The following is a 25,512-nucleotide window of genomic DNA, read 5'->3' as shown; positions in this document are numbered from 1 at the left end:
CAACTTCAATCGAATTGTAGGACGTCCTCCAGCCATGCTGGTATCCTAGCACCTTTCCTTGTTTTGAAAAGAACTAACCTAACACAACACTAGCTTCCCTCGTCAAAATGCAGGTGTTCCAGGACGCCGAGTCTTGATGGACTGCACAGCAGCCTCCGAGCCAAAGGCCATGATGCTCACTGGCCGGTCTATCGCCGAATAATCCCCTTTGTGGGAAAACCGCAGCTTCCCGTCCACAGAAATGGTCTGCATGTCCTTGCCCACATACCACCGGATCACGGCAAACTTCTTTTGCGGCAGCTCACCCATGGCCGGAATGTAGCTCTTGTCTGCAGGTCCCCCGTCGATTCGCAGTTCGTCAGACCTTCTTTCCCAGTTAAAGATCAGCTGGTCCGCGGCAAACCCGAGACGAAGGTCCAAACCTTCCACCTTGGCCACTACTTCGATCTCTACAGGAGGCTTGAAACTCGCCACAGTACTGATGGAGTCACGCTTCTTGAGCACGATCGGTAGATTCTTGGGCTTGGGCGTGACTTTCTGTGTCTGATCCTCCCATTCCCCCTCAAATACATAAGGCTGCGCGGCTTGTTCTTTCGCCAGCTGCCGGGCCTCCAGCGCAGCATCTCCCTTACCAGCGCGCACTAGCTTGATGGCCAGCGCATCCAGCTGCCTCACCAGCTCTTTTTGCAGTGGCTCGATCTTTTTTTGCGTACTGGCTCGCAGCGCCTGATAGGCATCGAGATATTTTTTCCGGAGCACCGCCAGTTCACGGGAGCCTGGAGGGAGTACTGGGAGTTCGCCTCCGGTGCTCGCTGCCAGGGCCTCCTTCTCTGCCCGCAGGGCGGCCGCGTACTCCAGCTTTCCTTTCAGAGTTGCATCTTGCTGGGCACGGTCCAAGGCCTGGATGTAGTTTTTCCCAAGTTCCTCCTGGGCACTCCGCCAGGGCGCTTCCACATCCTGCGCGACTTTGTTTTTAAATGCGCTCATCAATGCCTCCACTTCAGCGTCTGCATACGTCGTCTGCGCATTCATGACATGAATGTTCAAGGCGAACGCTGCGGCCAAAAGCCAAAACGGGTAAATGGAGGTGCGCATGGTGGTGTGTGTTGGAAGCCGGGAAGACCTTGTGCCTTCCCCAGTCTCAAGGTGCATCCACACGGCACGGACACACCTTGATTCAGCCTCATAATACGAATGATCCGAAGTTTTCGAATCATTTCATGCTTGAGCCATCCACCCTGCCTCAAGCCCCTTCGAAACCTCACTCGGCACTGCTTTTCTGCATCTCCGGCATGGGCACAATGAGCCGCGAAGGATGCTCCGCATCGCAGTAGATGCGGTTCGTCTGCTTCACCTTCTCACCACCTTCGCTCCACGGCTGCCCGGTGCCGGGGTTCACATCAAAACGCGGGTAGTTGCTGGATGTCACCATCACACGCACGCGGTGCCCGGCATTGAAGACAATGCTGGTGGACCAGCAGTCGATCGTGACCTCCTCGACCTGCCCGGGCGTCAGCGGCTCAGGCTTCTCGCGCGACTTGCGGTAGCGCAGGCGCTGGATGCCTTCCGTGATGAGCATGCTGCGGCCGTCTGGATATACATCGCAGATGCGCACGGAGAGGTCCGTGTCCAATGCACTGGAGGAGACAAAGATCTTGGCCCAGAGACGTCCGGTCACTTCCACAGGCTTGTCCAGCGGCTCGCTGGTAAAGACCACCGCGTCATCACGGCTCTCCACCTTGCGCTGATCCATGGACCCGCGCGCGATGGTGAGATTCTGCCCGCCGATGGTGGGGCAGGGATTGGCTGGATCAAAGGTATACTCATGATAGGCGTCGCCCTGCGCAGGAGCACCCAGCGTCAGTTTTTTGTCTGCAGTGAGATACACCGGCTTCTCCTTCGCAGGGATCGGCCAGTCGTCTGCATAGCGCCATTCATTTCCTGGCGCACCGGGCATGCTGGTGTCTCCCATCACGTAGTAGGCCACGGCAGGCTCCTTATCGATGCCATTATCCACGCCTTTCAGATAGTGAGCAAACCAACGGACGGGGTCGTATTGGATCGGAATGCGATTGGCGTCAGGAAAGGTGAGCTCCCCGGCTGGCATCTTGCCAACAGCATGCTGCCATGGCCCCATGATAAGCTTCTGTCTGCCTTTGGACCCCTCGCCGCCCTGATGCTGCCTGCCCATGAACTGGTCGATCGTTCCCTGCGCAAACATGTCAAACCACCCGCCCACATTCACCGCAGGCACGTTCATCATGGCAAACCGGGTATGCGTGTCGTTGGCACGCCAGTAGTCATCGTAGGAAGGATGAGAGCGGTGGATCTCAAGCGCGCGGGGGTCAAATTTGTTCCCCGTGGTCCAGTTCTCCACATCCGCTTTGCGGAAGGCGCTGCCGATATAGCTCACGTCAGAATACATGTCCGAGGGAGCCACCAGGATGTACTGGGCCTTCAATCCCGAAGGCACCGCCCCGGCCAGCAAGTTCTGCGTGATTCCGCCCGCCGACCCGCCGATGGTGGCCACGGTCCCATTGCACCACGGCTGCTTTTTGATCCACTCGATGGTGTCCACACCGTCCTGATGCTCGCCCCAGCCGCAGCCGATGAAGGGCAGGTTCTCGCCCTCAGAAGCATGACGACCACGCATGTCCTGATTCACAAAAGCATAGCCGTCTCTGGCAAAGCCCGGCGCGCTCTCGTGGTGCGTCACACGGTTGTAGGGAGTGCGCGCCAGAATCACCGGAAAGGGCCCCGGCCCGGCGGGCAGGTAGATGTCTGTGGCCAGCTTCACTCCATCACGCATGGCGACTCTTTCCGTCGTCATGGCCACTTCGCGCGTGTTTTCAGCCACCTGCTTCAGCCAGGCTTCTGTGGACACCGTCTTGTCCGCAGCCGCGGCCAGAGAAAACATGCCCAGAATTTTCTGCGACCACTGCTCGCCATACACTTTCTTCACATGCTCCGCCGCCTGCGCCTGCTCTGTGGAGGAGAGCAGGCCATCATGATCCACATCCGCCTTGGGAAAGAGCGCTTTCATTTTCGCCGCCAGCGCCTCATCGGCCAAAGACGGAAAGGAAGTCATGAACAGGGTGGCCGTTAGCAGCAGAGAGCGTTTCATGGAGTAAATCATGTGTTGTGAGTGATCTGAGATTCCGGCTTGTATGACAGTCTTGTTCAAAATGACTGCTGCGGGGATTTGCCGCATTTCCTTTGCCCCCTGCGGTGCGAACCACAGGGCGTCATGGACTTCCCTTCTTTCTACATGGATCACCTGGCGGGTGGCCGTTTGATCATCGGCATCATCGCCAGCCTGCACGTGCTGATCAATCACCCCCTGGCAGTGGGCGCCTACCCGTTGCTAACTTGGATGGAGTGGTGGGCGCACAAAAACAACCGGCCTGACATCGATCAGCTGGCCCATCGCATCACTTTCATCGTTTTCATCGTCACCACCACCGTGGGAGCCATGACGGGCGTGGGCATCTGGCTTTCCACCTCGCTCTTTGCTCCCTTCGCCATCGGCTCGCTTCTGCGTGTGTTCTTTTGGGGTTGGTTCACCGAGTGGCTCGTCTTCATCAGCGAGGTCGTGCTCATCTGCTGGTGGTTCCTGAGCTGGAAGAAGGTGGATACGCCGGAGAAAAAGAAGAAGCATATCCGCATCGGCATGGCGCTCAGCATCATGTCCTGGCTCACCATGGCTCTCATTGTGGCCGTGCTCGGCTTCATGATGAAGCCGGGCGTGTGGAATCAGACCCGCGCCTTCATCGATGCGATGACCAACCCGCTCTACGCCCCGCAGCTCGGCTTCCGCACCTTCTTTGCCCTCATGACGGCCGCCGTCTTCATCTGGTTCACCGCATTCTTTTTCACCAAAAAGTCCTCCGCTCGAGATGACCGCCCGCAGCGCCTTCGTCGCTGGATCGTCTACCGCATGTCCCATGTGGTGCTGGTCAGCATGCTGGGCGTTTTCCTCTTCGGCACCTGGTACTGGAACTGCGTCCCTGAAACCATGAAGGCCAACAGCTCCGTGGCCCTGCTCACCCAGGAGTTCATGAGCTGGCACGGCCAGTTTCAGACGCTTCTCGGCTGGACGGTGGCTTCCTTTGTCTTCATCGCCCTCGTGGGCCTGAGTGACATCATCACCGTGCCGCGCTGGGCGCTCCTCATTCCCAGCATCATGGGCATCTGGATGCTCGGCCACTTTGAGCGCGCCCGCGAGTTCATGCGCAAGCCCTGGGTCATCGGCGAGTACATGTACTCCAATGGCATTCACAAGGATGAGCTCGCCTACCTGCAAAGCGAAGGCATCCTGAAACACGCCACCTATGTAAAGCACCGCGAGGTGACTGAGGCCAACAAGGTGGAGTGCGGGCAGGATGTCTTCATGCTCGCCTGCTCCCGCTGCCACAGCACCACCGGTCTCAACAGCGTGCTGGACAAATTCTCCGCCATGTACGGCGCGGACAAGCCCTGGGACAGCGCCGGAATGGCGCTCTTCATCAAAGGCATGCACCAGACGCGCACCTTCATGCCCCCTTTCCCAGGAAACGAAAAGGAAGCCGGGGCGCTTGTTGCCTACATCCAGCAGCTCCGCGCCAGGCCAGAAACCCTGCACGGTGCACAAACAGAAGGCATCACCATCGCACCGCCCATCAAAGCCCCGGCCATGACTGCAGAAACCCAACCTCAACGCTGATCTCCACGCCATGAATGTCTTTCTCGCTGTCACTCCCGTCCCGCGCGATCTGCCGCTGCCCCTGCCCGTTCCCGAATGGCTGCTGGTGTTTTGCCTCTTGGTCTTCTTCCTCATTCACATCCTATTCGTCAATCTCATGGTCGGCGGCTCCCTGCTCGTCGTCGTGCTGGAGTGGCTGGGGCTGAAAAACCGGCGCTGGGACTCCCTGGCGCATGAGATCGCACAGACCATCACGGTCAACAAAAGCCTCGCCGTCGTCATGGGCATCGGCCCGCTGCTGTGCATCAACCTCCTTTATACCATGCAGTGGTATTCTGCCAATGCGCTCACCGGACACGCCTGGCTGCTCATCGTGCCGCTGGTCATCATCGCCTTCCTGCTCACCTACCTGCACAAGTACACCTGGGACACCTGGACCACCGGCGGCAGAAAAGTCCTCCACCAGCTCACTGGCCTGGCTGCAGCGCTGCTCTTCCTCTTCATCCCGCTCATCTTCCTGGCCAATGTGAACCTGATGCTCATCCCCTCCGAATGGGAAAAGGTGAAAGGCTTCTTCTCCGCCCTCAGCATCGGCAATGTCCTGCCGCGCTACCTGCACTTCATGGCCGCCAGCCTCGCCATGACCGGCCTCTTCCTGGCGGGATGGTTCGGCCGCAAGGGCTCCGACCTCACGCATCTTTCCGGCTTCACCCGCCCGGAGCTGCGCCGCTTCTTCTACACGGTCTGCGCCCGCGTCACTCTCGCTCAGTTTGTGCTCGGTCCTTTGCTGCTCTTCACGCTGCCATCCGCGGGCATCACCATGCAGGTGTATGGCATCATCTTCGGTGGTGCCGCCCTCGGCGCCCTCACCCTCTGGGTTCTCTTCGGCGAGCTGAAACGCCCGGACACCACCATCGGCAGCCGCTACTGGCTTATCGTCACGCTGTTCTCCTTCGTGGTGCTCGGCATGGGCAGCGGACGCCACGTTTATCGCGAAGCCGCTCTGGCTTCTCACAAGGCCGAGATCAAAGAGCGTACAGAGCATTATTACACCGCACTGGCGGAGTTTAACAAAGCTCACACCGCCATCCCTCCGGCCGCAGAGCTGAGCCCCGAGCAGCTCTTCATGAACTGCGCCGCCTGCCATGCGCCGAATGTAAAGCTCGTTGGTCCGCCGCTCTCCGAGATCGCTAAAATCTACGCCGGCAATCCCGAAGGCATCGTCACCTGGGCCAAAGCCCCTGGCAAGAAACGTCCCGAACTGCCTCAGATGCCTGCCATGGGACATCTCGGCGAGGCGAATCTACTCACCATTGCCAAGCTGATGCTGGAGAAAGGCGCGGCGGTAAAGTGAGTTCGGGATGGCATGCTTTTGAGGCACTTTGGCAAAAAGCCCCGTCCTCTGTTGAAGTGCCAGTCATGGCGGCTCACTATGGCCACATGCCTCCGCATGCCTCACATCCTCCTTCAGCCGCTGCTCCCTGGCGGCGCTGGCTGGGCCTGAGTGAGGTCTGGGCCGGCGGCACCCTCAGCGCGCGTGTACTGGTGTGGCTGCGCTGGCTGGCAGCAGCCGGTCAGGGCATCACTCTGCTCGTCGTCTCCCGCATGGGTGTGGCGATTCCCTGGTGGCAGTGCGGCGGCGCTGTGGCCGTGACACTCATCACCAATGCGCTTCTTGAATGGTGGCTGCGACAGATCCGCTGGCAGATGCAGGAGGGCTTTTTCCATCTCATGGTATGGGATGCTCTCACACTGACCTTTCTGCTGCACTGGACTGGCGGCCTGCAAAATCCATTCGCGCTTTTTTACCTCGTGCAGCTCACCCTCGCAGCGGTGGCGCTGCGTGCCTCCGCAGTGTTCGGTCTTGGCCTGCTCACCACGCTGGCCTGTGGCTGGCTCTGGCAAAAAGCCGTGCCTCTGCATCTGACCACCGGCGCCGCTGTCTCCACTGCCATGCTCACCCAGGGCTTCTTCGTGGCGCTGGTGCTTGCCGGAGGTTTTGTGCTCGTGCTTCTGCTCGCTCTGCGCAAGCGCTCTCACCGGCTGCAGCACGAGCGCGAGCGCCTGCGCAAAGAGCTGGACTCTCGCGAGCGCTTCCTCTCGGTCGCCGCACTCGCCACGGGTTTCGCGCATGAGCTGGGCACGCCCTTGGGCACCATTGCTCTGGCCGTGGAGGAGCTGCGCACGGTGCCGGATGCGGACACCATCGCCATCATCGCCCGCGAGGCGGCGCGCTGCCAGCAGGTCCTGCAGCGCCTCCGCGAGCTCGGCCAGGAGGCCACCGGACTCTCCGCAGAGCCCTGCGCCATCGACAAAGTGGTGGAGACCGTTCTCGCCACCCTTCCGGAGTCTCAGCGCTCCCGTGTCAAAGCGGACATCCACACCCACGACACCCTGGTCGCCTGCGCCGGTCTGCGCGAAGCCCTGCTGGTGCTCCTCCGCAATGCACTGCTATCCTCCGCAGAGGATCTCGCGGTGCGCCTGCACATCAATGAGCAGGCAGAATGGCTGCGAATAAGTGTGGAAGATCAGGGCCCGGGCTTCAGCCCCGAGATGCTCCTCCACTGGGGCGAGCCCTTCCGTACCACGCGCGATCCCGGCTCCGGCATGGGCCTTGGTTTGTTCTTTGTGCGCAGACTCGCCGCCTCCATGCAGGGCAGCGTGGAGGTGGAAAATCTGTCCAAAGGCGGAGCACGCGTATCACTCCTGATCCCACGGCACCCACACCCCTCTCATCATGAAAGTGCTCCTCGTTGAAGACGACGAAAGCTTCCGCACCACTCTGGCGCTCGCATTACGGCGACGCGGCTGCGAGGTGCTGCAGGCTGCTACCCGGCAGGAGGCACTCATGCACGCAGCATCCGGCGGTGTCGAAGGCATCGTGCTGGACATGCGCCTTGGGTCCCAGGATGGCATGAGCCTCATCCCTCATCTTCGGCAAAGGCTGCCCCAGGTCCGGCTCATCATCCTCACCGGCTACGGCAGCATTCCAGGTGCCCTGGAAGCCGTGCGCAATGGTGCTGACGACTACCTTTTGAAGCCCGCCAGTGCTGACCAGGTTCTGGCCTCTCTCCAGGGCCGTGCCACCTCCTCCCCGCGCCCCTCAGCCACCGAGGTCCCCAGCCTCGCCCGCATCGAGTGGGAGCACATCCAGCGCGTGCTGCACGACTGCTCGGGCAATATCTCCCACACCGCCGAAGCTCTCGGCATCGACCGCCGCACCCTCCAGCGCAAACTCGGCAAAATGCCCCCGGAGGAGTGACCTGCCCCCCAAAGGCGAAGGCGCCGGGATTTCTCCCGACGCCTTCATTGTGGATCGGCCCTCATAAGCCGGATTCTGTCTCCGCACGCCTTGCGGCACACGGTCATGATCATTTATCTGTCAGGCTGGAAGACCAGCCCGCCCCTGCTCGCGCAGTGGTGCGACTATTACCCGGAGCTATCCATCCCTTTCGGGACTTGCGGCCAGGCGGGCCGTTTCTCCTGTTCTGTCTTGCACCGCATGAGGTTTGTCGTGCCCCCTTCCTCGCGGTCGGGGCGGTGGGCTCTTACCCCGCCTTTTCACCCTTGCCCGCGCTTTCACGCAGGCGGTTTGTTTTCTGTGACACTGTCTGTGACCGCGGCTTGCACCGCAGCCCCCACGCTTTCACGTGGCATGCTGCCCTGTGGTGTCCGGACTTTCCTCCAGCGCCCTGCCTTGCGGCAGCACACCGGCGATCACTCCGACCGACCCGCTCTCAAACTAAAGGCACCCCGCCCAAAGGCAAGCTGGGCCGCATGGAAAAGATGCACGAAACTTTCCCGCCCCCCTCTGTTTAACCCCTAATCCACACCACCCGCCATGAAAGCCCTCTCCGCCTTCCTGCTCGCTCTTTCCACCTTCGCCTCACTGACCCAGGCCGAAGACGCCCCCAAACAGCGCCCTGGTGCCGGAGGCGCAGGCGGCGACTACCGCGAGAAGATGCAGCAGCTGGCCCTGCAGAAGTTTGACGCCAATAAAAACGGCGTTCTCGATCCCGATGAAAAAGCCGCCGCCATGAAAGCCATGCAGGAGCGCAAAGGCGGTGCCCCCGGAGCCAAAGGCGGCCCGGGCAAAGGCCCCATGCAGGAAATGATTTTGCAGCGCTTCGATGCCAATAAAAACGGTGTCCTCGACCCCGATGAAAAAGCCGCCGCCATGAAGGCCATGCAGGAGCGCAAAGGCAAAGCAGGCAGGCCTTCATTCACTCCCGGCACCGCCACGGACTCCGGCACCAGCAAATTCCGCCGCCCACCCGAAGCACCAAAACAAGGCGACGCCACCAAGTGATGCAGGCACTCCTGCCTGCAATACGCACGTACCTTTCACACTCACATGCAGCACCGGGAGCTCTCGGCGCTGTTATGCAGCGGCATATGAGTTCATCTCATGAGTCTCGCCTAGTCGGGCGCGTTCACTCATCAGCTCCCTTCTTTCCCTTCGGCGCCTCAGGCAGTGGCACGCCGCGCTGCTTCGCCTCCCACTCCGCATACCCTTTCTTGCTGCGGTTGCCCAGATACTTGTAGGTGTCAAAGATGGCCTCGTTGCCCAGCGCACGCGGATCTTTCTCGTCCTTCAACATCGCTTCCAGCTTCGCACGCAGCTCCTGCTTCTTCGCAGCATACTGCGGCTCCTTCGCCAGATTCTTCAGACACTCGGGATCTTTGACCATGTCGTAGAGCTCCTCCTCCGGCCGGTAGTTGAACGCCAGGTCATAGTAGAGCCCCTTGTTCTCCACGATCCATGACTTCGTCGGCCCGTCGTCGCAGTTGCCGTAGCCCGTTTCAGGATTGCACGCAGGCCAGCGCTCGGGGTGGTAGTTGTGGCTGTAGAAAAACTCCGGCGTGCGGATCGCGCGCACAGGGTAGCCCCAGTCATTCGGCCTCCCCAGATCATGCCGCTCCTTGCCCGTCAGCATGATCTTGCGGTCTTCCACAAAGCCGCTCTTCTCGCTGCGCAGGATGCCCGCCAGACTGCTGCCGCTCATCTGTTCATGCTTCGGCAGCCCTGCGAGTTCCAGATACGTCGGCGCCAGATCTCGCACATTGATAAAATCCTCCACCACTCGTCCCGGCTTGATCCCCTTCCCCCAGCGCATGGCCAGTGGCAGATGGTAGCCGTCTTCATAAATCTGCCCCTTCACACGTGGGAAAGGCATGCCGTGATCCGAGGTCACGATCACCAGCGTATCTTCCAGCAGCCCGGACTTCTCCAGCACTTCCAGCGCACGCCCGATCTGCAGGTCTCCCCACTCCACCTCGACCGCATAGTCGGCCATGTCTCCGCGCACCGTCGCATTGTCCGGCAGATAGCCGGGCACCTTCACCTCTTCCAGCTTTTTGCCCATCCGCACACCAGAGTCGAGTTCATAGCCACGGTGTGGCTCCTTAAAGCCCATCCAAAAACAGAAAGGCTGGGCCTTGTCCCGCTGCGTCAGGAAGGCCTCAAAGTTGCGCGGATAATCTGTGGTCGCGATCCCCTTCGTCGGCGGCTTCTGCGTGAACTGGTCAAACGCCGGCCCCGCAGGATTTCGCGTACGTCCATCCAGCTTGAACTCACCCGGTCCCCATCCCTTGCCGGTCAGGCCCACGCTGTAGCCGCTCCTCTCCAGCAGGTCCGGATACACCGCAAACTTCGAAGGAAACAGCCCCCCGTGACACACCGCCTCCTCCAGCTGCCAGGTATTGCGCCCGGTCAGGATCGTGGCACGACACGGGCTGCACTTCGGATTCGAGGTGAAGGCGTTTTTAAACAGCACGCCCTCTTTCGCCACACGGTCAAAGTTCGGCGTCTTCACCCACTCGCAGCCATACGCACCTGCATGCTGCCAGCCCCAGTCATCAAAGATGATGAAGAGAATGTTCGGACGCGGAGCGCCTGCAGCGTTGGCGCTGGAGACGAACACGAGAGTGGCTAGGACGACCTGCAGGAGAAACTTCATGCGCCGTGAAACGACGCATGTCTCTTCAACTTGCAGCCGCTTCTTCCACGCTCACGCAGGTGCAGATGAGATGGCGGTCGCCGTACACATTGTCGATGCGCGACACCGGTGGCCAGTATTTGGCCTCCTGTACCCACGGCAGCGGGAAGGCGGCGGCCTCGCGCGTGTAGGCGTGCGGCCATTCGCTCTTCACCACCGACGCCGCCGTGTGCGGTGCCTGCTTCAGCGTGTTGTCCGTAGGGTGATAGCTGCCGCTTTCCACCCCGATCATTTCCTCATGAATGCACCGCATCGCCTCGCAGAAACGATCCAGCTCGGCCAGGCTCTCGCTCTCCGTCGGCTCAATCATGAGCGTGCCCGCCACTGGCCAGCTCATCGTCGGCGCGTGATAACCAAAATCCATCAGCCGCTTCGCCACATCCTCGACCGTCACTTTGTGGAAATGGCTGAAATCCAGAATGCACTCGTGCGCCACCAGTCCCTTGGCTCCTTTGTACAGTGTTGGGAAGCAGTCCTCCAGTTTCTTCGCCACGTAGTTGGCGTTGAGGATCGCGTTCTTGGTCGCATCGACCAGACGCGGCCCCATCATCGCGACATACATCCATGAGATGGTGCAGATGCTGGCGCTGCCCCACGGTGCGGAGCACACCGCACCTTCCTGACGTTCCGCCGCCCAGGTGTGATGCCCCGGCAGGTGCGGCCGCAGATGCGCCGCCACCGCGATGGGCCCTACGCCCGGCCCGCCACCGCCATGCGGGATGCAGAAGGTCTTGTGCAGGTTCAAATGGCACACGTCCGCCCCGATCCGCCCCGGCGAGGTCAGCCCCACCTGCGCGTTCATGTTGGCGCCGTCCATGTAGACCTGGCCACCATGATCATGCACCAGGCGGCAGATCTCCACGATCGACTCCTCAAACACGCCGTGCGTGGAGGGATACGTCACCATCAGCGCGGCCACCTTGTCCTTGTTTGCCTCCAGCTTCGCCTTCAAATCATCCACCGAGATGTTGCCCTGGTTGTCGCATGTCACTGCCACCACCTTGAAGCCGCACATCACAGCACTGGCCGGATTGGTGCCATGCGCCGAGGTGGGAATGAGGCACACATCGCGGTGGCCTTCCCCCCGCGCCGCGTGAAAGCGCTTGATCGCCAGCAGCCCGGCATACTCGCCTTGAGAGCCTGCATTTGGCTGCAGAGATACCGCGTCAAAGCCCGTACACTCAGCCAGCCAGGCCTCCAGATCATGGAACATCGAGCGATACCCCTCGGACTGATCAGCCGGCACAAAGGGGTGCAGCCCGTTCACCTCCGGCCAGCTCAGCGGCATCATTTCCGCCGCAGCGTTCAGCTTCATCGTGCAGCTCCCCAGCGGGATCATGCTGCGGTTCAGCGCGATGTCCTTGGACTCCAGACGATGCAGGTAGCGCATCATTTCCGTCTCAGAGTGGTAGGAGTTGAAGACAGGATGCGTCAGGAAGGCAGACGCACGGTGATGCCTGGCAGAGCAGTGCAGCGGCTGCTCGGCATCCAGCGCCGGCTTTTGCTGCGCCTTCGAGATGCCAAACGCCGTCAGCAGGTTCAGCAGTTCCTCCTCGCTCACACGTTCGTCCAGCGCCACGCCCACCGTGGTCGCATCGATCTTGCGCAGGTTGATGCCAAAAATCAGCGCACGCTTCAGCAGATCGTCCGCATTCGGCACACGCACGCTGAGAGTGTCAAAGAAGTCGTCGCTCAGCACATCCAGCCCGGCACGCAACAGCTCTCCCGCCAGCCACACCGCCGCACCATGCACTCGCAGTGCGATGCTCTTCAGCCCCTGCGGCCCATGATACACCGCATACATCGAGGCCATCACCGCCAGCAGCACCTGCGCTGTGCAGATGTTGCTCGTGGCTTTCTCGCGTCGGATGTGCTGCTCCCGCGTCTGCAGAGACAGGCGGTACGCTGTGCGTCCTGCAGCATCTTTGGATACGCCGATCAGTCGTCCGGGCAGCCTTCGTTTCAGCGCATCCTTCACCGCCATGAAGGCCGCGTGCGGCCCGCCAAATCCCAGCGGCACGCCAAAGCGCTGGCTGTTCCCCACGCAGATGTCTGCACCAAATTCACCCGGTGCTCGCAGCACGGTCAGGGAGAGCAGGTCAGCACTCACCACCAGCAGCGCCCCCGCATCATGCACCTCGGTCGCCAGTGCGCTGTAGTCATGAATGACTCCCAGCGTGTCCGGGTACTGCACCAGCACCGCCGCCAGCCCCTTGGTGCCGTCATGCTTCCACTTCATCACATCGCCCACCTCCACGCGAATGCCCACGGCATCCATGCGCGTGCGCACCACCTCGATGCTGTGCGGATGGCATTTGTCTGAGACAAACACGCGCGCGGCTCCCTGCGTCTGCGCCACCGCCAGCCCCAGTGCTTCGGCACACGCCGTGCCTTCATCCAGCAGCGAGGCATTCGCCACATCCAGCGCCGTCAGGTCCCGGATCATGGTCTGGAAATTGATCAGCGCCTCCAGCCGTCCCTGCGCGATCTCCGCCTGGTACGGCGTGTAGGCCGTGTACCAGCCGGGGTTTTCCAGGATGTTACGCTGGATGACCGGCGGCGTGAAGGTGTCGTGAAACCCCAGCCCGATGAAGGAGCGCAGCACCTTGTTCAGACCCATGATCTGGCGCATGCGGCGCAGCGCCAGCTCCTCGCTCAGCGGCGGTGCCAGATTCAGCGGCTCACGCACACGGATGCCTTCCGGCACCACCTGGTCGATGAGCTCGTCGAGCGTTTTAAAACCAAGCGTTTGCAGCATGCGCTCCGCCTCGTCGGCGGAGGGACCAATGTGACGACGGGAAAACTGGGTGGGCATCGAAGGCGGAACAGTTTGGGATGTCCCGCAAAGCTACCGAGCCAGCGCCCGGTGTCACTTGCCAAACAGCGCCCAGAACTTTTTCTCGGAATCCTTTTGCTTTCCCTTGGCCTCACGAAGGAAAGGCGCCAGCGCAGCCAGGTTCATGATCCAGTTGTTGATGAAATTGAACGGCGCACGCAGCGGGCGCTCAAAGTCCACAAACAGCACCACACGATAGCCGTCCGTGTCGTTCCAGACTTCGTGGTTGTACGTGTCGTCAAACACCACCGCCTTGCCTTCCTGCCACGCGTACACTTGGTCAGCGATTCGGATGCGGCACTGCTCGCTCGGCTGCGGCACCATCAGTCCCAGGTGCAGGCGCAGTACCCCGGCCCACGGCCCGCGATGATGGGGAATGTGCTTGCGCGGAGAAAGGATGGAAAAGAATCCCGTAGTGCATCCTGGGATCTTGGCCAGCACCTTCATCGTTTCCGGGCAGTGGCGGGCGTTTTCCTCGCAGTCCATGCCCACGCCTTTGAGGAAGAAAGTCTTCCACTGGTCGTCTCCCTGGATCATCCCCACCTCTTTCACGATGTCCTGAAAGCTCGGCATCGCGTCGCGGTACTTCATCACCGCATCCAGCTCGGCTCGCACTTTCTGCCAGTCGGCTTCCACTTCCTTGACCCAGGGAAAATGGCGGGAGTCATAGATGGGCGGGTCTCCGTGAATGGAGCAATGCGCGATGACAGCCTCCACCATGTCCTGCAGCCAGTTCGTGAAGCTCTCCACCAGACCCTTGGCCGGAAAAGTGCGGTGGCGGCGATGATACGCATCAATCGGTTTGAGCTGAAAACCGGCAGGAACTGTGGCTACGGGTGTGGAGGACGCTTCGGGAGGCATGGGTCTGGAATCAATGATGAGTAACGAAATTGTCACTCATTTCAGCCGAAAACTGACGGGGGAAGCAACCGCCAGCAGCTGGGTGGTTAAGCAATATGTTTGGTGTAGGCCTCGGGAGTCAGCAGAGCATCAAACTCCGCTTCGCTGGATGGCTTGATCTTGAAGATCCATCCGCCGGTGTACGGTTCACGATTGATCAGGCCTGGGTCGCCACTCAGCGCGTCGTTCACAGCCACAATCTCTCCAGCCACCGGGGCGTAGATGTCGCTCGCGGCTTTCACAGACTCGATCACGCACACCTGCTGACCAGCCGTCACCTGCGTCCCCACCTTGGGCGGGTCCACAAACACAACATCCGTCAGCTCAGCCTGCGCATGGTCCGTGATGCCCACCGGAGACGGGCTCTGGGTGGGGTCGATCCATTCGTGCGAGTCACGGTAGCGGAGGGTTTCAGGGACGTTGCTCATGAGAGTAGGTTTGGGAAAAAAATCAGGACGTGGCAGGGCGGCGGTAGAAGGGCTTCTTCACCACTTCCGCAGGAAAGCGCCGCCCGCGAATTTCGATCTCGATCGTGCTTCCGATCGCCGCTGCTGCCAGCGGCACGTAGGCCATGCCGATGCCCGCGCTCAGGCTGGGGGACTGCGTACCGCTGCACACTTCGCCCACGACCTGCCCACCAGAAACCACCGGATAGTGCGGCCTCGGCGGCGGTGCGGCTCCAGTCATGCGAAAGGCAGCCAGCTTGTCAGGCAGTCCGGCGGCTTTCTGCGCCACCAGCGCCTCACGGCCGGTGAATTCCCCCTTGTCGAGATCCACAAAGAAGCCCAGTCCGGCCTGCAGCGGCGTGCGCTGTTCAGAAAGGTCATTGCCGTTGAGCGGGTAGCCCATCTCAAGACGCAGCGTGTCACGGGCGCCCAGGCCACAGGGCATGCCGCCAGCAGCCTTCACTGCCTCCACGATCTTGCGGAACCACCCCTCGGCGGTCTCCGCTGGCATGAAAAACTCAAAACCTTCCTCTCCCGTGTAGCCAGTGCCGCACAGCCACATTGGGCCGTTTTCGGTCATGCTCACCAGGATGGTATTGTGCTCTGGGAAGGAATCCGTGCTGCCAAACACCGCAGCCGCCACCTCGCGCGCCTTGGGGCCCTGCACCGCCAGCCCAGCGGTAAAATCACTCGCATTCGCCATCAGCACATCGTCATCCTCCGTCAGCTGTGATTCCAGCTGCTGCCAGTCCGCATCGATGCGCGAGGCGTTCACCACCAGATAAAATTCCCGCTCGCTCGTGCGGTAGGCGATCAGGTCGTCGATCACCCCGCCCTGCGCGTTCAGCAGCAGGGTGTACTGCCCCTGCCCGGGCTGCAGTTTGGCGATGTTGTTGGTCAGAACCCGGTTCAGAAAGGCCTCGGCCCCGTTGCCGCTGACAATGAACTGCCCCATGTGCGAAATGTCGAAGACACCCACACTCTGCCGCACCGCCTTGTGCTCATCCACGATGCCCGTGTATTGCACCGGCATGTCCCATCCGGCAAAGGGCACCATGCGCGCTCCCATTTCCACATGCACGGCATGGAGAGGGGTGCGGCGAAGAGAGTCAGGGACAGACACGGCGAACGCGCATGTTGTTAAGCCAGCGCGGTTTGTCAATTGGCTCGGTGGTCGGAACAACCAATGCCGCGTTTTGAGCAGCAACGACCATGGCAATGTCATTTGCAGCCTTGCCTCAAACGTTCCATAATTACCATTCCCCCTTCCGACTGCAAAAAATCCAACCCATGGCAGCTCCATTCCTTACCCAGGACTTTCACATCCGCTGGTCCACGCTGACCCCCGAGCACATCGAATCAGACATCCGCGCCGCACTGGAAAAGGCCCAGGCTAACCTGGACGCGGTCATCGATCAGGATCGCGGCAAAATGAATTTCGACACCGTCGTGCTCGGCCTGGATGAAAGCACCCGGGAGCTGAATGAATCCTGGTGCCTCGTGAGCCATCTCGACTCTCTCTGCAACTCCCCCGCTCTGCGCGAGGCCTACAACAAGATGCTGCCTGAGGTCAGCGCCTTCTTTGCCAAAATCCCGCTCAATGAGCACCTCTGGGATCTCTTCGTCACCTACAGCAAGACCGACGAGGCACGTCATCTCGATCCCGTGCGCAAGCGTGCCCTCGACGAGTCCATGGAGGGCTTCATCCAGGCAGGTGCCGACCTGCCTCCAGACAAAAAGAAGCGCGTCGAAGAAATCGAGGCCGAGCTCTCCCAGCTCACCCAGAAGTACTCCGAGAACGTCCTCGACTCCACCAACAAGTGGGAGCTCATCATCGAAGACGTGGAGCGCCTCAAGGGCCTGCCACAGACTGCTCTGGACGCCGCCAAAGCAGACGCCCTGGCCAAAAACCTCGGCACCGCCGAAAAGCCCGCCTACCGCTTCACCCTCAAGGCCCCCTCCATGATCCCCGTCATGGAATACGTCGAGGACGCCTCCATCCGCCGTCAGGTCTGGGAAGGCTCCTGCAGCATCGGCCGCGGTGGCGAGCACGACAACACAGAGCTCGTCTGGAAGATCCTGCGTCTGCGCCACGAGAAAGCCCAGATCATGGGCAAGGCCAACTTCGCCGATCATGTACTCGCCCACCGCATGGCCAAAAATGGCCAGAGCGCCCTGCGCTTCGTCACCGATCTCTATGAGCGCGTCAAAGACGCCTTTGAGCGCGAGACCATCGAGCTGCAGGAATTCCGCGCTGACAATGCACACCAGGACGTGGATCTCTTTGAGCCTTGGGAAGTCGCCTTCTGGAGCGAGCGCCAGCGCAAGTCGAAGTACGACTTCGATGAAGAGGAACTCCGCCCCTACTTCCCCATCGACAAGGTGCTCAGCGGCATGTTCCAGCTAGCGGAAAAGGTCTTCGACCTCCGCATCACCAGCCGCGAAGTTGTTTATGTCGAGCCCGGCAAGGAAGCCCCCGCCAATGTCAGCGCCCAGCCCGGCAAATCCGGCCCCGTGGAAGTCTGGCACCCTGAGGTGAAGTTCTACGAAGTGCGCAACGAAAAAGGCGTGCACATCGGCTCCTTCTACGCCGACTGGCATCCGCGCGACTCCAAGCGCGGCGGCGCCTGGATGAATTACCTTCGCATGGGCGTGCCCCCCAGTGGCGAGCGCGACCGCCGCCTGCATCTCGGCCTCATCTGCGGCAACATGACTCCTCCCGTGGATGGCAAGCCCGCCCTCCTCACCCATGACGAGGTGACCACCGTCTTCCACGAGTTCGGCCACCTCCTCCACCAGCTCTGCGGCAATGTGGAAATCCCCTCCCTCAATGGCGTCAGCGTTTACTGGGACTTTGTGGAGCTGCCCTCCCAGCTCATGGAAAACTTCTGCTGGGAACGCGAGAGCCTCGACCTCTTCGCCCGCCATCACGAAACCGGCGAGCCCATTCCCGCCAGACTTTTCAAGAAGCTCATCGCTGCCAAAAACTACCGCAGCGCCAGCGACATCATGCGCCAGCTCGCCTTTGGCAAATTGGACCTCGAACTCCACATGCACCACGCCACGGACGAAGGCGCGGATCTGGACAAGCTCTCCCGCTCCATCCTCAAAGGCTGTCTCATGCAGCTCAAGACCGAGCAGCCCACCATGGCCCGCCGCTTCGGCCACCTCTTCAGCAGCCCCGTTGGCTACGCCGCAGGTTACTACAGTTACAAGTGGGCCGAAGTCCTCGATGCAGACGCCTTCACCCGCTTCCAGCAGGAGGGCGTACTCAACCCCGCCGTCGGCCGCGAATTCCGCGACACCATCCTCAGCAAGGGCAACTCCGAAGACCCCGCCAAACTCTTCCACGACTTCATGGGCCGCGACCCCGACGCCATGGCCCTCCTCGTTCGCGCTGGCCTGGCATAAGTAGGATGGGTGTGGCGACAGCCCGCTCGTCCATCAGGGTCACCGCAATGCCCCGCTGACACTCGCCTTACCCAGCGCTGGGCTGGGCGGCTTGCCTCATGCCGCCCTTGCCCCTCACTCGCTCCTCACCCGCCCCCGGTACGCCAGCGCAAAAAACACGCTCACCGCCGCCGTCAGCGCAGTCTCCCCCCACCAAAAGCGCGGCCAGTCAGTCACCTTGTCCGCCGTCGTTGCCGCATACCACCAGCCACCACCCAGGTAGCCGATCAGGTTTCCCAGCCCGCCCATCAGCATCGCCAGCAGCGCCTGCGCACGCACCCGCCACTTGGGATCAATTCGCTCCTCCAGATAAATCTGCGTGGTGATGAAATACAGCGTGTACGCAAAGCCGTGCAGAAGGGTGCCCACCATCACCCACGGCAGCGTGTTGAACGTATTCAATGAAAACCGCACCACGCAGATGAGAATGCCGGAGAGGAAGACCCACTTCAGCCGAAACCTCGTCAGCATGCCAGAGAGCAGCAGCATCGCGATCACCTCAGTCGTCTGCCCCAGCGAAATCACTGCCGAGATGTTCTTCACCCCCAGATCCCGTAACTGCGCCGAGGTGTAGGGATAAAAAGCCGCCAGCGGCACACAGTACAAAGCCGAGGTGATAAAGAGCACCCGGTGGTCCCGATGCGTCAGCAAAAACAGCGCATCCAGCCCCAGGATCTGCTTCCAAGTCCGGTGCTGCACCACCTCCCCGGGCGGGATCATCGGCAGCCACCAGCTCAGGCAGGACACCACCAGCCACAGGCCCCCGGCCGTCATTCCCGCCAGCAGGGACGCATCCGCCATCAGCACAAAGCTCACGATCCAGCAGCCCACCATCCAGCCCGCCGTCGCGCACGCTCTCAGCGGGCCAAACTGCCTCTTGGCATTCTCCAGCTGCGAGAAAACAATGCTGCTCGTCAGGCTCCACACCGGCGTCGCCACCAGCGTGTAGATCTGCGCCCACAGCAGCACCATCCCATCGCTCCAGCCCCAGGCCAGCGACCCGCAGGTGATAAAAAGCACGATGCCCGTGATCGCCGCCAGCCAGCGCAGCAGCAGCACTGGGGAGTGCTTCTGGTCCGCCATCGCCCCCACAAAGAGCGGGGAGATGAAGGCGGCGATCGCCGTCGTGGCAAACACCCACGGCACCAGATGCCCGCGCTCATGCGCCTTGAAAACATTCGCCAACGGCACGCTCCACATCCCCATCGGCATCGCCGTGCAGAAAAACAGCGTCGCCAGCGATTTGCGGCTGGCTTTGGCATCCGAGGCGGGGTTGGACATCGTTGAGAATTTTGAAATACGCCGGGACCAAACAAACTCCAACACCGAGTCTGCAAAAAGCGAGGGTTGCACCCCCGCCCGGCCTTTCCATCTTCCGCGACCTTTATTTCCCCTCCCACCAACCTCTCTTTCTCATGGAAAACGTCATCATCATCGGCACCGGCTGCGCCGGATACACCGCAGCCATCTACACCGGCCGCGCCAACCTCAAGCCCCTGATCTTGTCCGGCAACATGCCCGGCGGCCAGCTCACCACCACCACCGAGGTGGAAAACTTCCCAGGCTTCCCCAATGGCATCATGGGCCCGGAGCTGATGATGAACATGCAGACTCAGGCCGAGAAATTCGGCGCTCGTATCGAGTACTCCCTCGTCAGCAGCGTCAAAAAGACCGCCGCAGGCCATTTCGAAGTCCACACAGAAGGCGGCACCGTCTATGAGGCCCGCACCGTCATCGTCGCCACCGGCGCCTCCCCCAAGCACCTCGGCCTTCCAAACGAAAAAGGCCTCATCGGCAAGGGCCTGACCAGCTGCGCCACCTGTGACGGCGCCTTCTACCGCAACGTACCCGTCTGCGTCGTGGGCGGCGGCGACAGCGCCTGCGAAGAGGCTGGTTTCCTCACCAAATTCGCCAGCACGGTCTATCTCATCCATCGCCGCGATGAACTGCGCGCCTCCAAGATCATGGCAGACCGCGCCCTGGCCAATCCCAAGATCAAGCCCGTCTGGAATTCCACCATCACCGAATACCTCACCGATGAGAAGGGCGAGATGCGCGCCGTCACCCTCGAAAACCTCGTCACTGGCGAGAAGAGCGAGCTCGAGCTCAAGTGCGTCTTCGTCGCCATCGGCCATGTGCCAAACGGCCAGTTCCTCGGCGACCTCGTCGATACCGATGAAAACGGCTACATTCTCCAGACCGAAGGCACCCGCACCAAGACCGAGGGCCTCTTCGCCGCTGGCGACGTCGCCGACCACGTCTATCGCCAGGCCATCACCGCCGCCGGCCAGGGCTGCGCCGCCGCCCTCGAAGCCGAACGCTACCTCGCCGACCACGGCGTGCATTAATCCTCTGGCCGTAGAGTGGGCGTGGCGCAAGCCCGCCCATCCATCAGCATGCCGGGCCAACCATAGACGCAAAGAAACGCGACCATGATCGGTCAAACCTGCGGACTGGCAGCACGCTCGTAGTCCTCATAGGTGTCAAAATCCGTGGCTGCTTGTGGAAAGGGCACTACAGCGGCTCGTTCTCGATGGCGCTGGATAATCTTTTTCGCCCCTTGGTCACCACGCAACGCCAGCAGTTCGGGATACAGTGAGGCCCCAAACAAGGCCGGCACGCCCAAGGTGTTCTGGTAACAAGTAGCCACGAGTGCGGCCCCTTCCCGGTGCTTGCGGATCATTTCACAAAGCAGGTCCGCTGTGATCAGCGGCTGGTCACAGAGCAGAAACAAAACAGCGGCAGCAGCAGGCTCATCATCCAGCACAGCACGCAAACCTGCGCAAACACTGGCACCCATGCCTTCGCTCCAGCTCTCATTTGTGCAAAGCCTCAAAGGCAGCCCTTGCAGCGCTTCAGCCACAGCTTCTAGATGAGCACCCAGCACCACATGCACGGATGTATTGGGCACGGCCAAAGCCATCTCCGCGACGTGTCTGACGAGCGGTTGCCCCTGCCATGAGAGCAGTTGCTTCGGACGCCCCATACGTGAGGATTCCCCCGCAGCGAGGATGATGATGGCGGTTTCAGCTGACACACTCATGGCATGACGACAGGATCATGAATCGGTCCGTCACGGCTGCGCAGCGGCCCGCCGTTTCTGCCAGACAATACAGCCTGCATTTCTGCCAGCACGGACAAAGCCACCTCATCAGGACTCTCTGCTCCAATGTCGAGGCCGGCAGGCCCGCAAATAGAACCCGCCAATTCATCGGACACCGCGCATCCTTCAGCCCCCAGTTCATCCAGCAGCCGCCGGGTGCGCGACTTGGGCCCTAGGATGCCCAGATAGCTCCAGCTCCTGGAGAGCCAGACACGCAGCCACTCCTTGTCCTGTGAAAAGCTGTGCGTCATCAGCATCACCAGCGGTGCCGCAGGCGTCTTTTCATAGGAATCAGGGCGCACACACTCCACCGTATCCACCTTGGGAAACCGGTTGCGTGTGACGAGCGTCGCCCGGGCATCCAGCACAGAGACATGCCAGCCGAGGCATTTCGCTAGCGCAGCCAGTGGCACGGCATCATCTCCGCCGCCGCAGATGATCAGCGAGACAGGCGGCTGGATGGTCTCCAGCAGCAGGGAAATAGTCCCCCCATCCGCACTGGCCACATGCTGCAGTTCAAACCGTTTGCCGCTGTGCATTTCGGCCAGCCCAGGCATGGCCTCCATCCAGGCCGGCGAGCTTTTGATGCCTCCGTTCTTCGGCCGCCTCAGCAAAGCCCATCCGGGATTGATCTGCGCGGCCTCGCCAGTGGCATGGAAAGCCGTGATCAGTTCCACAGGTTCCCGCTTTTCATGAGCAGTCCTTAGAAAAGCCAGCAGCCCGTCATCCCTTGGATGGACTGGCTCAATGAGCACCTGCACAATGCCGTTGCATCCCAGCCCAAGGCCAAAAATGATGTCTTCGGATGAAGTTGAGTCATACGTGACCAGTTCAGGCCTGCCCGTGGAGATCACTCGGAGCGCACGCTCCCTCACATCCCCCTCCAGGCATCCGCCGCTGATCATCCCCGCCGTTTCTCCCGTCGCTGTGATGAGCATCCGGGCCCCTGGGCGTCGGTATGCGGAGCCGCGCACATTCACCACAGTCGCGATTGCCATGGGCGAATCACCTGATGAAAAAGCTAGATCCAGGATGAAATGAATTTCCTTCACCAAAAAATGCAGCGTGGCTCGCTGCTCGCGGACACCTGTTTGTTTTACCCCTCGCTCATCGTCGCTCCGGGAAAGAAGGGCAGATTCCGCAGTCGCACGCCGGTAAGCGCGGCATACGCATTGGCCACTGCCGGAGCGATTGGTGGCACACCTGGCTCGCCGATACCCCCGAGCGGGCTGTTGGTGTTCACGATCTGCACGGTGATCTGCGGTGCTTCCTTCATCCGCAGCATGCGGTAATTGCTGAAGTTGCGGGCGCTGGCCACCCCTGATTTGAAGGTCACCTGTCCCCACATTGCCGCGCTCAGCCCGTGGAAGATCCCCCCCTGCATCTGCGCTTCGACAGAGCCCGGATTGATTGCGTATCCACAGTCGATCGCACACGCCACTTTGTGGACGGTGATGCTTCCTGCGGTCGGCGCAGAGATTTCAGCCACTTGTGCCACGATGCTGCCAAAGGCATTCGAAACCGCGATGCCACGTGCGTGACCAGCCGGCAGCGCCGAGCCCCAGCCAGCGGCGGATGCGGCCGCATTGAGCACAGCCAGCGTCCGTGCATCGTTGACGAGAAGATTCCGGCGGAACTGCAGCGGGTCCATCTTCGCGGCCAGCGCGGCTTCGTCGATGGCGCTCTCCACCGCAAAGATGTTGATGGAGTTGCCCACAGAGCGCCAGTACCCCACCGGCACAGGCGAAGGATGCGGCACATATTCCACGAGGCGGGAAAGGAAGTTGTACGGCCGGCTGGCCGCCCCTTCCACCGCGATGCCGTCACCCGTGGCACCCAGGGTGCGGCCACGCTGGATGGACAGAGAGGGGGCCACCACCCGGTTGCTCCAGGAGAGCACCTTGCCAGTCTTGTCATCAAGACCAATCTGAATGCGTGAAAGCGCCATGGGCCGGTAAAAGTCGTGCGCCATGTCCTCTTCACGCGGCCAGGTGAGCTTCACCGGCTTGCCGATCGCCTTGGCGGTCTGCACTGCCTGGGAAACATAGTCCTGCTCGATTTTACGTCCCAGCCCGCCTCCCATGAGCGTGGGATAGACGGTGACAGCAGCCGCAGGCAGGCCGCTCATCGTGGCCCCGGTCTGCTGCACCAGCGCTGGAGCCTGGGTGGGCGCCCAGATTTCACAAGTGCTCGCGGTAATTCGCACGGTGCAGTTGAGCACCTCCATGCACGCATGAGCCAGATAAGGTAGATTGTACTGCAGATCCAGCTTCACCGGTGCAGAGGCATACATTGCCGCAGCATTCCCTGACTGCTCGACGGTGTACGGAGCTGCCCCGCTCAGCAGGCTCTGGGCCTGTGTGGCAAAGTTGGTGCTGCTCAGGGTGCTGGCAGTGGCTGGCAGTGTCCATCTCACCTGTAGATTTTCCGCCGCGCTCTTGGCCGCCCAGGTGTTGGAGGCCACCACCGCAACCGCATTAATGTTCTTCCCGGAAAGATCGTAAAGCGGAATGACTCCCAACGCCCCGACGGGCGTCGTCGGCACGGACGCAAGCGTGCCTCCGAGCGTCGGACAATGCTTGACCACTGCGAAGACCATCCCTGGCACCTGCACATCGATGCCATAGACCGCACTGCCATTGGTTTTGGCAGGGATGTCCTGCCGCGGCACGTTTTTGCCGATGACCTGGAAAGCATTGTTTGGCACCAGCGTCACGGAGGCTGGCACCGGCAGTGTGGCAGCCAGCGGAGCTAGCTGAGCATAGGTCAGCACGGCCTTGGTGGCAGGGTTCGTCACCGTGCCTTTGGCTGTCACCAAACCGGTTGCAGGCACCCCCCATGTCTGCGCTGCAGCATTGACCAGCATCTGACGTGCTGTGGCACCGGCGGCGCGCATGGTTTGCAGCCGGCGCATGATGCCGCTGCTTCCTCCCGTGACCCATGAAAGCGCTGCTGGCAGCGGCTGCACCTTCACCTTGGCCCAGTCCACAAACAGGTCTTCCGCCACACCCTGTGCCAGCCCCGAGTAGATGCCCTGGCCCATCTCACCGCCGCCCACATAGACCGTGATGGCCTCATCCGATCCCACCGCCAGATAGGAGGTGATGGAGGTGTTTGTGCTTCCTGCCGCAGCAGCCGCAGCTTTGCCACGTGCACCCATCTCAAAGGTGAACGCCAGCAGCAGACCGCCGACACCTTTGAGAAATTCGCGTCGTTGCAGTTCCCCCGCGTGCGCAATGACCGGCTCGGGCAGCGGCGGGAGTTCATTGGAAACCTGGCCTGAAATTACGTTGCGTGCACTCATTGGAAATCCGGGGTTGAGTTGATCACAGGGTGGCGGCCAGCTTGATGGCATCGCGAATCCTTTGGTAGGTGCCGCACACGCAGAGATTGTTCATCGCTCCATCGATTTGAGCGTCCGTCGGCTTCTTATTCTCTCGGAGCATGGCCGCAGCTTTCATGATCATGCCAGACTGGCAGTACCCGCACTGGGGCACCTGGCAGGCCACCCAGGCTTTCTGCACCGGGTGGCTGGCCCCATCCGGAGACAAACCCTCAATGGTCGTTATTTTCTTCCCGACGACTTCTTTCACTGCCACGTCACAGGACTTTTCCGCCGAGCCATCGATCCACACGGTGCATGCACCGCAGATTTCAACTCCACACCCGTATTTGGTTCCCGTCAGCCCCACGACATCCCGCAGCACCCAAAGCAACGGTGTTGAAGGGGCGACATCCACCTGAACGGCTTTCCCATTGATATTGAGAGTGATCATAAGATGCGATTACCTGATCATTAGGCCAGAGCGCCACGCGGATGTCGATCCTAAATTCACTTTCGAATAAAGGATCCACCAATTTTCGTTCTCTTCACTTCCATGCAAATGCCGCACTTGGAATCACCATTATGAGAAGTGGTCTCAATCTCATATCGCCAGTCGTTAAAATGGTCTCGCTGAGATCGAAAGCAGAGAAGTCATGAAGCAAACGGAGACTTCAACTCCTAGGTCGTGTTTGAAAACCTGTCGATTGGCAAATTGGGTGCATCGAGGCAAGAAGACATGTCGATGAAAACCCAACGCTTTGCATGGTGGGAG

19 protein-coding genes and 1 other RNA gene are annotated in these 25,512 nt (G+C 60.9%); 7 read left to right on the top strand and 13 right to left on the bottom strand.

Annotated elements, in window-relative coordinates; translation table 11 throughout:
- Positions 1-102: 102 nt before the first annotated feature.
- Positions 103-1,095, bottom strand: a complete 993-nt coding sequence (locus HNQ65_RS26030; protein ID WP_184344720.1) for a hypothetical protein — start codon at positions 1,093-1,095, stop codon at positions 103-105.
- A 166-nt stretch (positions 1,096-1,261) separates the two neighbouring features.
- Complete coding sequence (locus HNQ65_RS26025; protein ID WP_184344718.1) at positions 1,262-3,124, bottom strand: CocE/NonD family hydrolase; 1,863 nt, start codon at positions 3,122-3,124, stop codon at positions 1,262-1,264.
- A 123-nt stretch (positions 3,125-3,247) separates the two neighbouring features.
- Here HNQ65_RS26025 and HNQ65_RS26020 point away from each other — a divergent pair, with 123 nt between their 5' ends.
- The 4 genes from HNQ65_RS26020 (at position 3,248) to HNQ65_RS26005 (ending at position 7,943) form a co-directional block, all read left to right on the top strand.
- Positions 3,248-4,702: a cytochrome c gene (locus HNQ65_RS26020; RefSeq protein ID WP_184344716.1), complete on the top strand. Its 1,455-nt coding sequence runs from the start codon at positions 3,248-3,250 to the stop codon at positions 4,700-4,702.
- A 10-nt stretch (positions 4,703-4,712) separates the two neighbouring features.
- Positions 4,713-6,035 carry a c-type cytochrome gene (locus tag HNQ65_RS26015; RefSeq protein WP_184344714.1) on the top strand — a complete coding sequence of 441 codons (1,323 nt, stop codon included), beginning with the start codon at positions 4,713-4,715 and terminating at the stop codon, positions 6,033-6,035.
- 86 nt (positions 6,036-6,121) lie between these two features.
- On the top strand, positions 6,122-7,438 hold the full coding sequence (locus tag HNQ65_RS26010) for an ATP-binding protein (RefSeq protein ID WP_184344712.1): 1,317 nt from the start codon (positions 6,122-6,124) through the stop codon (positions 7,436-7,438).
- Positions 7,419-7,943 carry a response regulator transcription factor gene (locus tag HNQ65_RS26005; protein ID WP_184344709.1) on the top strand — a complete coding sequence of 175 codons (525 nt, stop codon included), beginning with the start codon at positions 7,419-7,421 and terminating at the stop codon, positions 7,941-7,943. The genes HNQ65_RS26010 and HNQ65_RS26005 overlap by 20 nt, the downstream gene beginning before the upstream one ends.
- A 46-nt stretch (positions 7,944-7,989) precedes the next feature.
- On the opposite strand, the gene rnpB is transcribed toward HNQ65_RS26005, so the two are convergent.
- Positions 7,990-8,415: RNase P RNA component class A (gene rnpB, locus HNQ65_RS26000), an RNA gene on the bottom strand.
- 107 nt (positions 8,416-8,522) lie between these two features.
- Here rnpB and HNQ65_RS25995 point away from each other — a divergent pair.
- Positions 8,523-8,990, top strand: coding sequence for an EF-hand domain-containing protein (locus HNQ65_RS25995; protein ID WP_184344707.1), 468 nt, complete (start codon positions 8,523-8,525; stop codon positions 8,988-8,990).
- Between the two features lie 124 nt (positions 8,991-9,114).
- On the opposite strand, the gene HNQ65_RS25990 is transcribed toward HNQ65_RS25995, so the two are convergent.
- From HNQ65_RS25990 to gcvT, 5 genes are all read right to left on the bottom strand, one after another.
- Positions 9,115-10,641 carry a sulfatase family protein gene (locus HNQ65_RS25990; RefSeq protein ID WP_184344705.1) on the bottom strand — a complete coding sequence of 509 codons (1,527 nt, stop codon included), beginning with the start codon at positions 10,639-10,641 and terminating at the stop codon, positions 9,115-9,117.
- 25 nt (positions 10,642-10,666) lie between these two features.
- On the bottom strand, positions 10,667-13,495 hold the full coding sequence (gcvP, locus tag HNQ65_RS25985) for an aminomethyl-transferring glycine dehydrogenase (RefSeq protein ID WP_184344704.1): 2,829 nt from the start codon (positions 13,493-13,495) through the stop codon (positions 10,667-10,669).
- A gap of 54 nt (positions 13,496-13,549) precedes the next feature.
- The gene (locus tag HNQ65_RS25980; RefSeq protein WP_184344702.1) at positions 13,550-14,377 is read right to left on the bottom strand and encodes an aspartyl/asparaginyl beta-hydroxylase domain-containing protein; all 828 of its coding nucleotides are present in this window, start codon (positions 14,375-14,377) and stop codon (positions 13,550-13,552) included.
- A gap of 86 nt (positions 14,378-14,463) precedes the next feature.
- Complete coding sequence (gcvH, locus tag HNQ65_RS25975; RefSeq protein ID WP_184344700.1) at positions 14,464-14,844, bottom strand: glycine cleavage system protein GcvH; 381 nt, start codon at positions 14,842-14,844, stop codon at positions 14,464-14,466.
- Between the two features lie 22 nt (positions 14,845-14,866).
- Positions 14,867-15,985, bottom strand: coding sequence for a glycine cleavage system aminomethyltransferase GcvT (gcvT, locus tag HNQ65_RS25970; RefSeq protein WP_343076584.1), 1,119 nt, complete (start codon positions 15,983-15,985; stop codon positions 14,867-14,869).
- Positions 15,986-16,152: 167 nt separating this feature from the next.
- Between gcvT and HNQ65_RS25965 the strand changes: the two genes are divergently transcribed.
- Entirely contained in the window at positions 16,153-18,273 is a 2,121-nt protein-coding gene (locus HNQ65_RS25965; protein ID WP_184344696.1) for a M3 family metallopeptidase, read from the top strand.
- A 114-nt stretch (positions 18,274-18,387) separates the two neighbouring features.
- On the opposite strand, the gene HNQ65_RS25960 is transcribed toward HNQ65_RS25965, so the two are convergent.
- Complete coding sequence (locus tag HNQ65_RS25960; protein WP_184344694.1) at positions 18,388-19,593, bottom strand: MFS transporter; 1,206 nt, start codon at positions 19,591-19,593, stop codon at positions 18,388-18,390.
- A gap of 134 nt (positions 19,594-19,727) precedes the next feature.
- Here HNQ65_RS25960 and trxB point away from each other — a divergent pair, with 134 nt between their 5' ends.
- Positions 19,728-20,660: a thioredoxin-disulfide reductase gene (trxB, locus tag HNQ65_RS25955; RefSeq protein ID WP_184344692.1), complete on the top strand. Its 933-nt coding sequence runs from the start codon at positions 19,728-19,730 to the stop codon at positions 20,658-20,660.
- A 92-nt stretch (positions 20,661-20,752) separates the two neighbouring features.
- Here the strand turns inward: trxB and HNQ65_RS25950 are convergent, their stop codons facing one another.
- The 4 genes from HNQ65_RS25950 to HNQ65_RS25935 all read right to left on the bottom strand — a co-directional run bounded on the left by HNQ65_RS25950 (position 20,753) and on the right by HNQ65_RS25935 (position 25,191).
- The gene (locus HNQ65_RS25950) at positions 20,753-21,355 is read right to left on the bottom strand and encodes a nucleotidyltransferase family protein (RefSeq protein ID WP_184344690.1); all 603 of its coding nucleotides are present in this window, start codon (positions 21,353-21,355) and stop codon (positions 20,753-20,755) included.
- The gene (locus HNQ65_RS25945) at positions 21,352-22,413 is read right to left on the bottom strand and encodes an XdhC family protein (RefSeq protein ID WP_184344688.1); all 1,062 of its coding nucleotides are present in this window, start codon (positions 22,411-22,413) and stop codon (positions 21,352-21,354) included. Before HNQ65_RS25945 ends, HNQ65_RS25950 begins: the two co-directional genes overlap by 4 nt.
- 98 nt (positions 22,414-22,511) lie before the next feature.
- Positions 22,512-24,719 carry a xanthine dehydrogenase family protein molybdopterin-binding subunit gene (locus HNQ65_RS25940; protein ID WP_184344686.1) on the bottom strand — a complete coding sequence of 736 codons (2,208 nt, stop codon included), beginning with the start codon at positions 24,717-24,719 and terminating at the stop codon, positions 22,512-22,514.
- A gap of 22 nt (positions 24,720-24,741) precedes the next feature.
- Positions 24,742-25,191: a (2Fe-2S)-binding protein gene (locus HNQ65_RS25935; protein ID WP_184344684.1), complete on the bottom strand. Its 450-nt coding sequence runs from the start codon at positions 25,189-25,191 to the stop codon at positions 24,742-24,744.
- Between the last annotated feature and the right edge of the window lie 321 nt (positions 25,192-25,512).

The sequence above is a fragment of the Prosthecobacter vanneervenii genome (genome assembly GCF_014203095.1).
In the GTDB taxonomy this organism is placed as follows: domain Bacteria; phylum Verrucomicrobiota; class Verrucomicrobiia; order Verrucomicrobiales; family Verrucomicrobiaceae; genus Prosthecobacter; species Prosthecobacter vanneervenii.
Note: the sequence above shows the minus strand (reverse complement) of the source record. Positions and strands in the feature narration are given on the sequence as shown.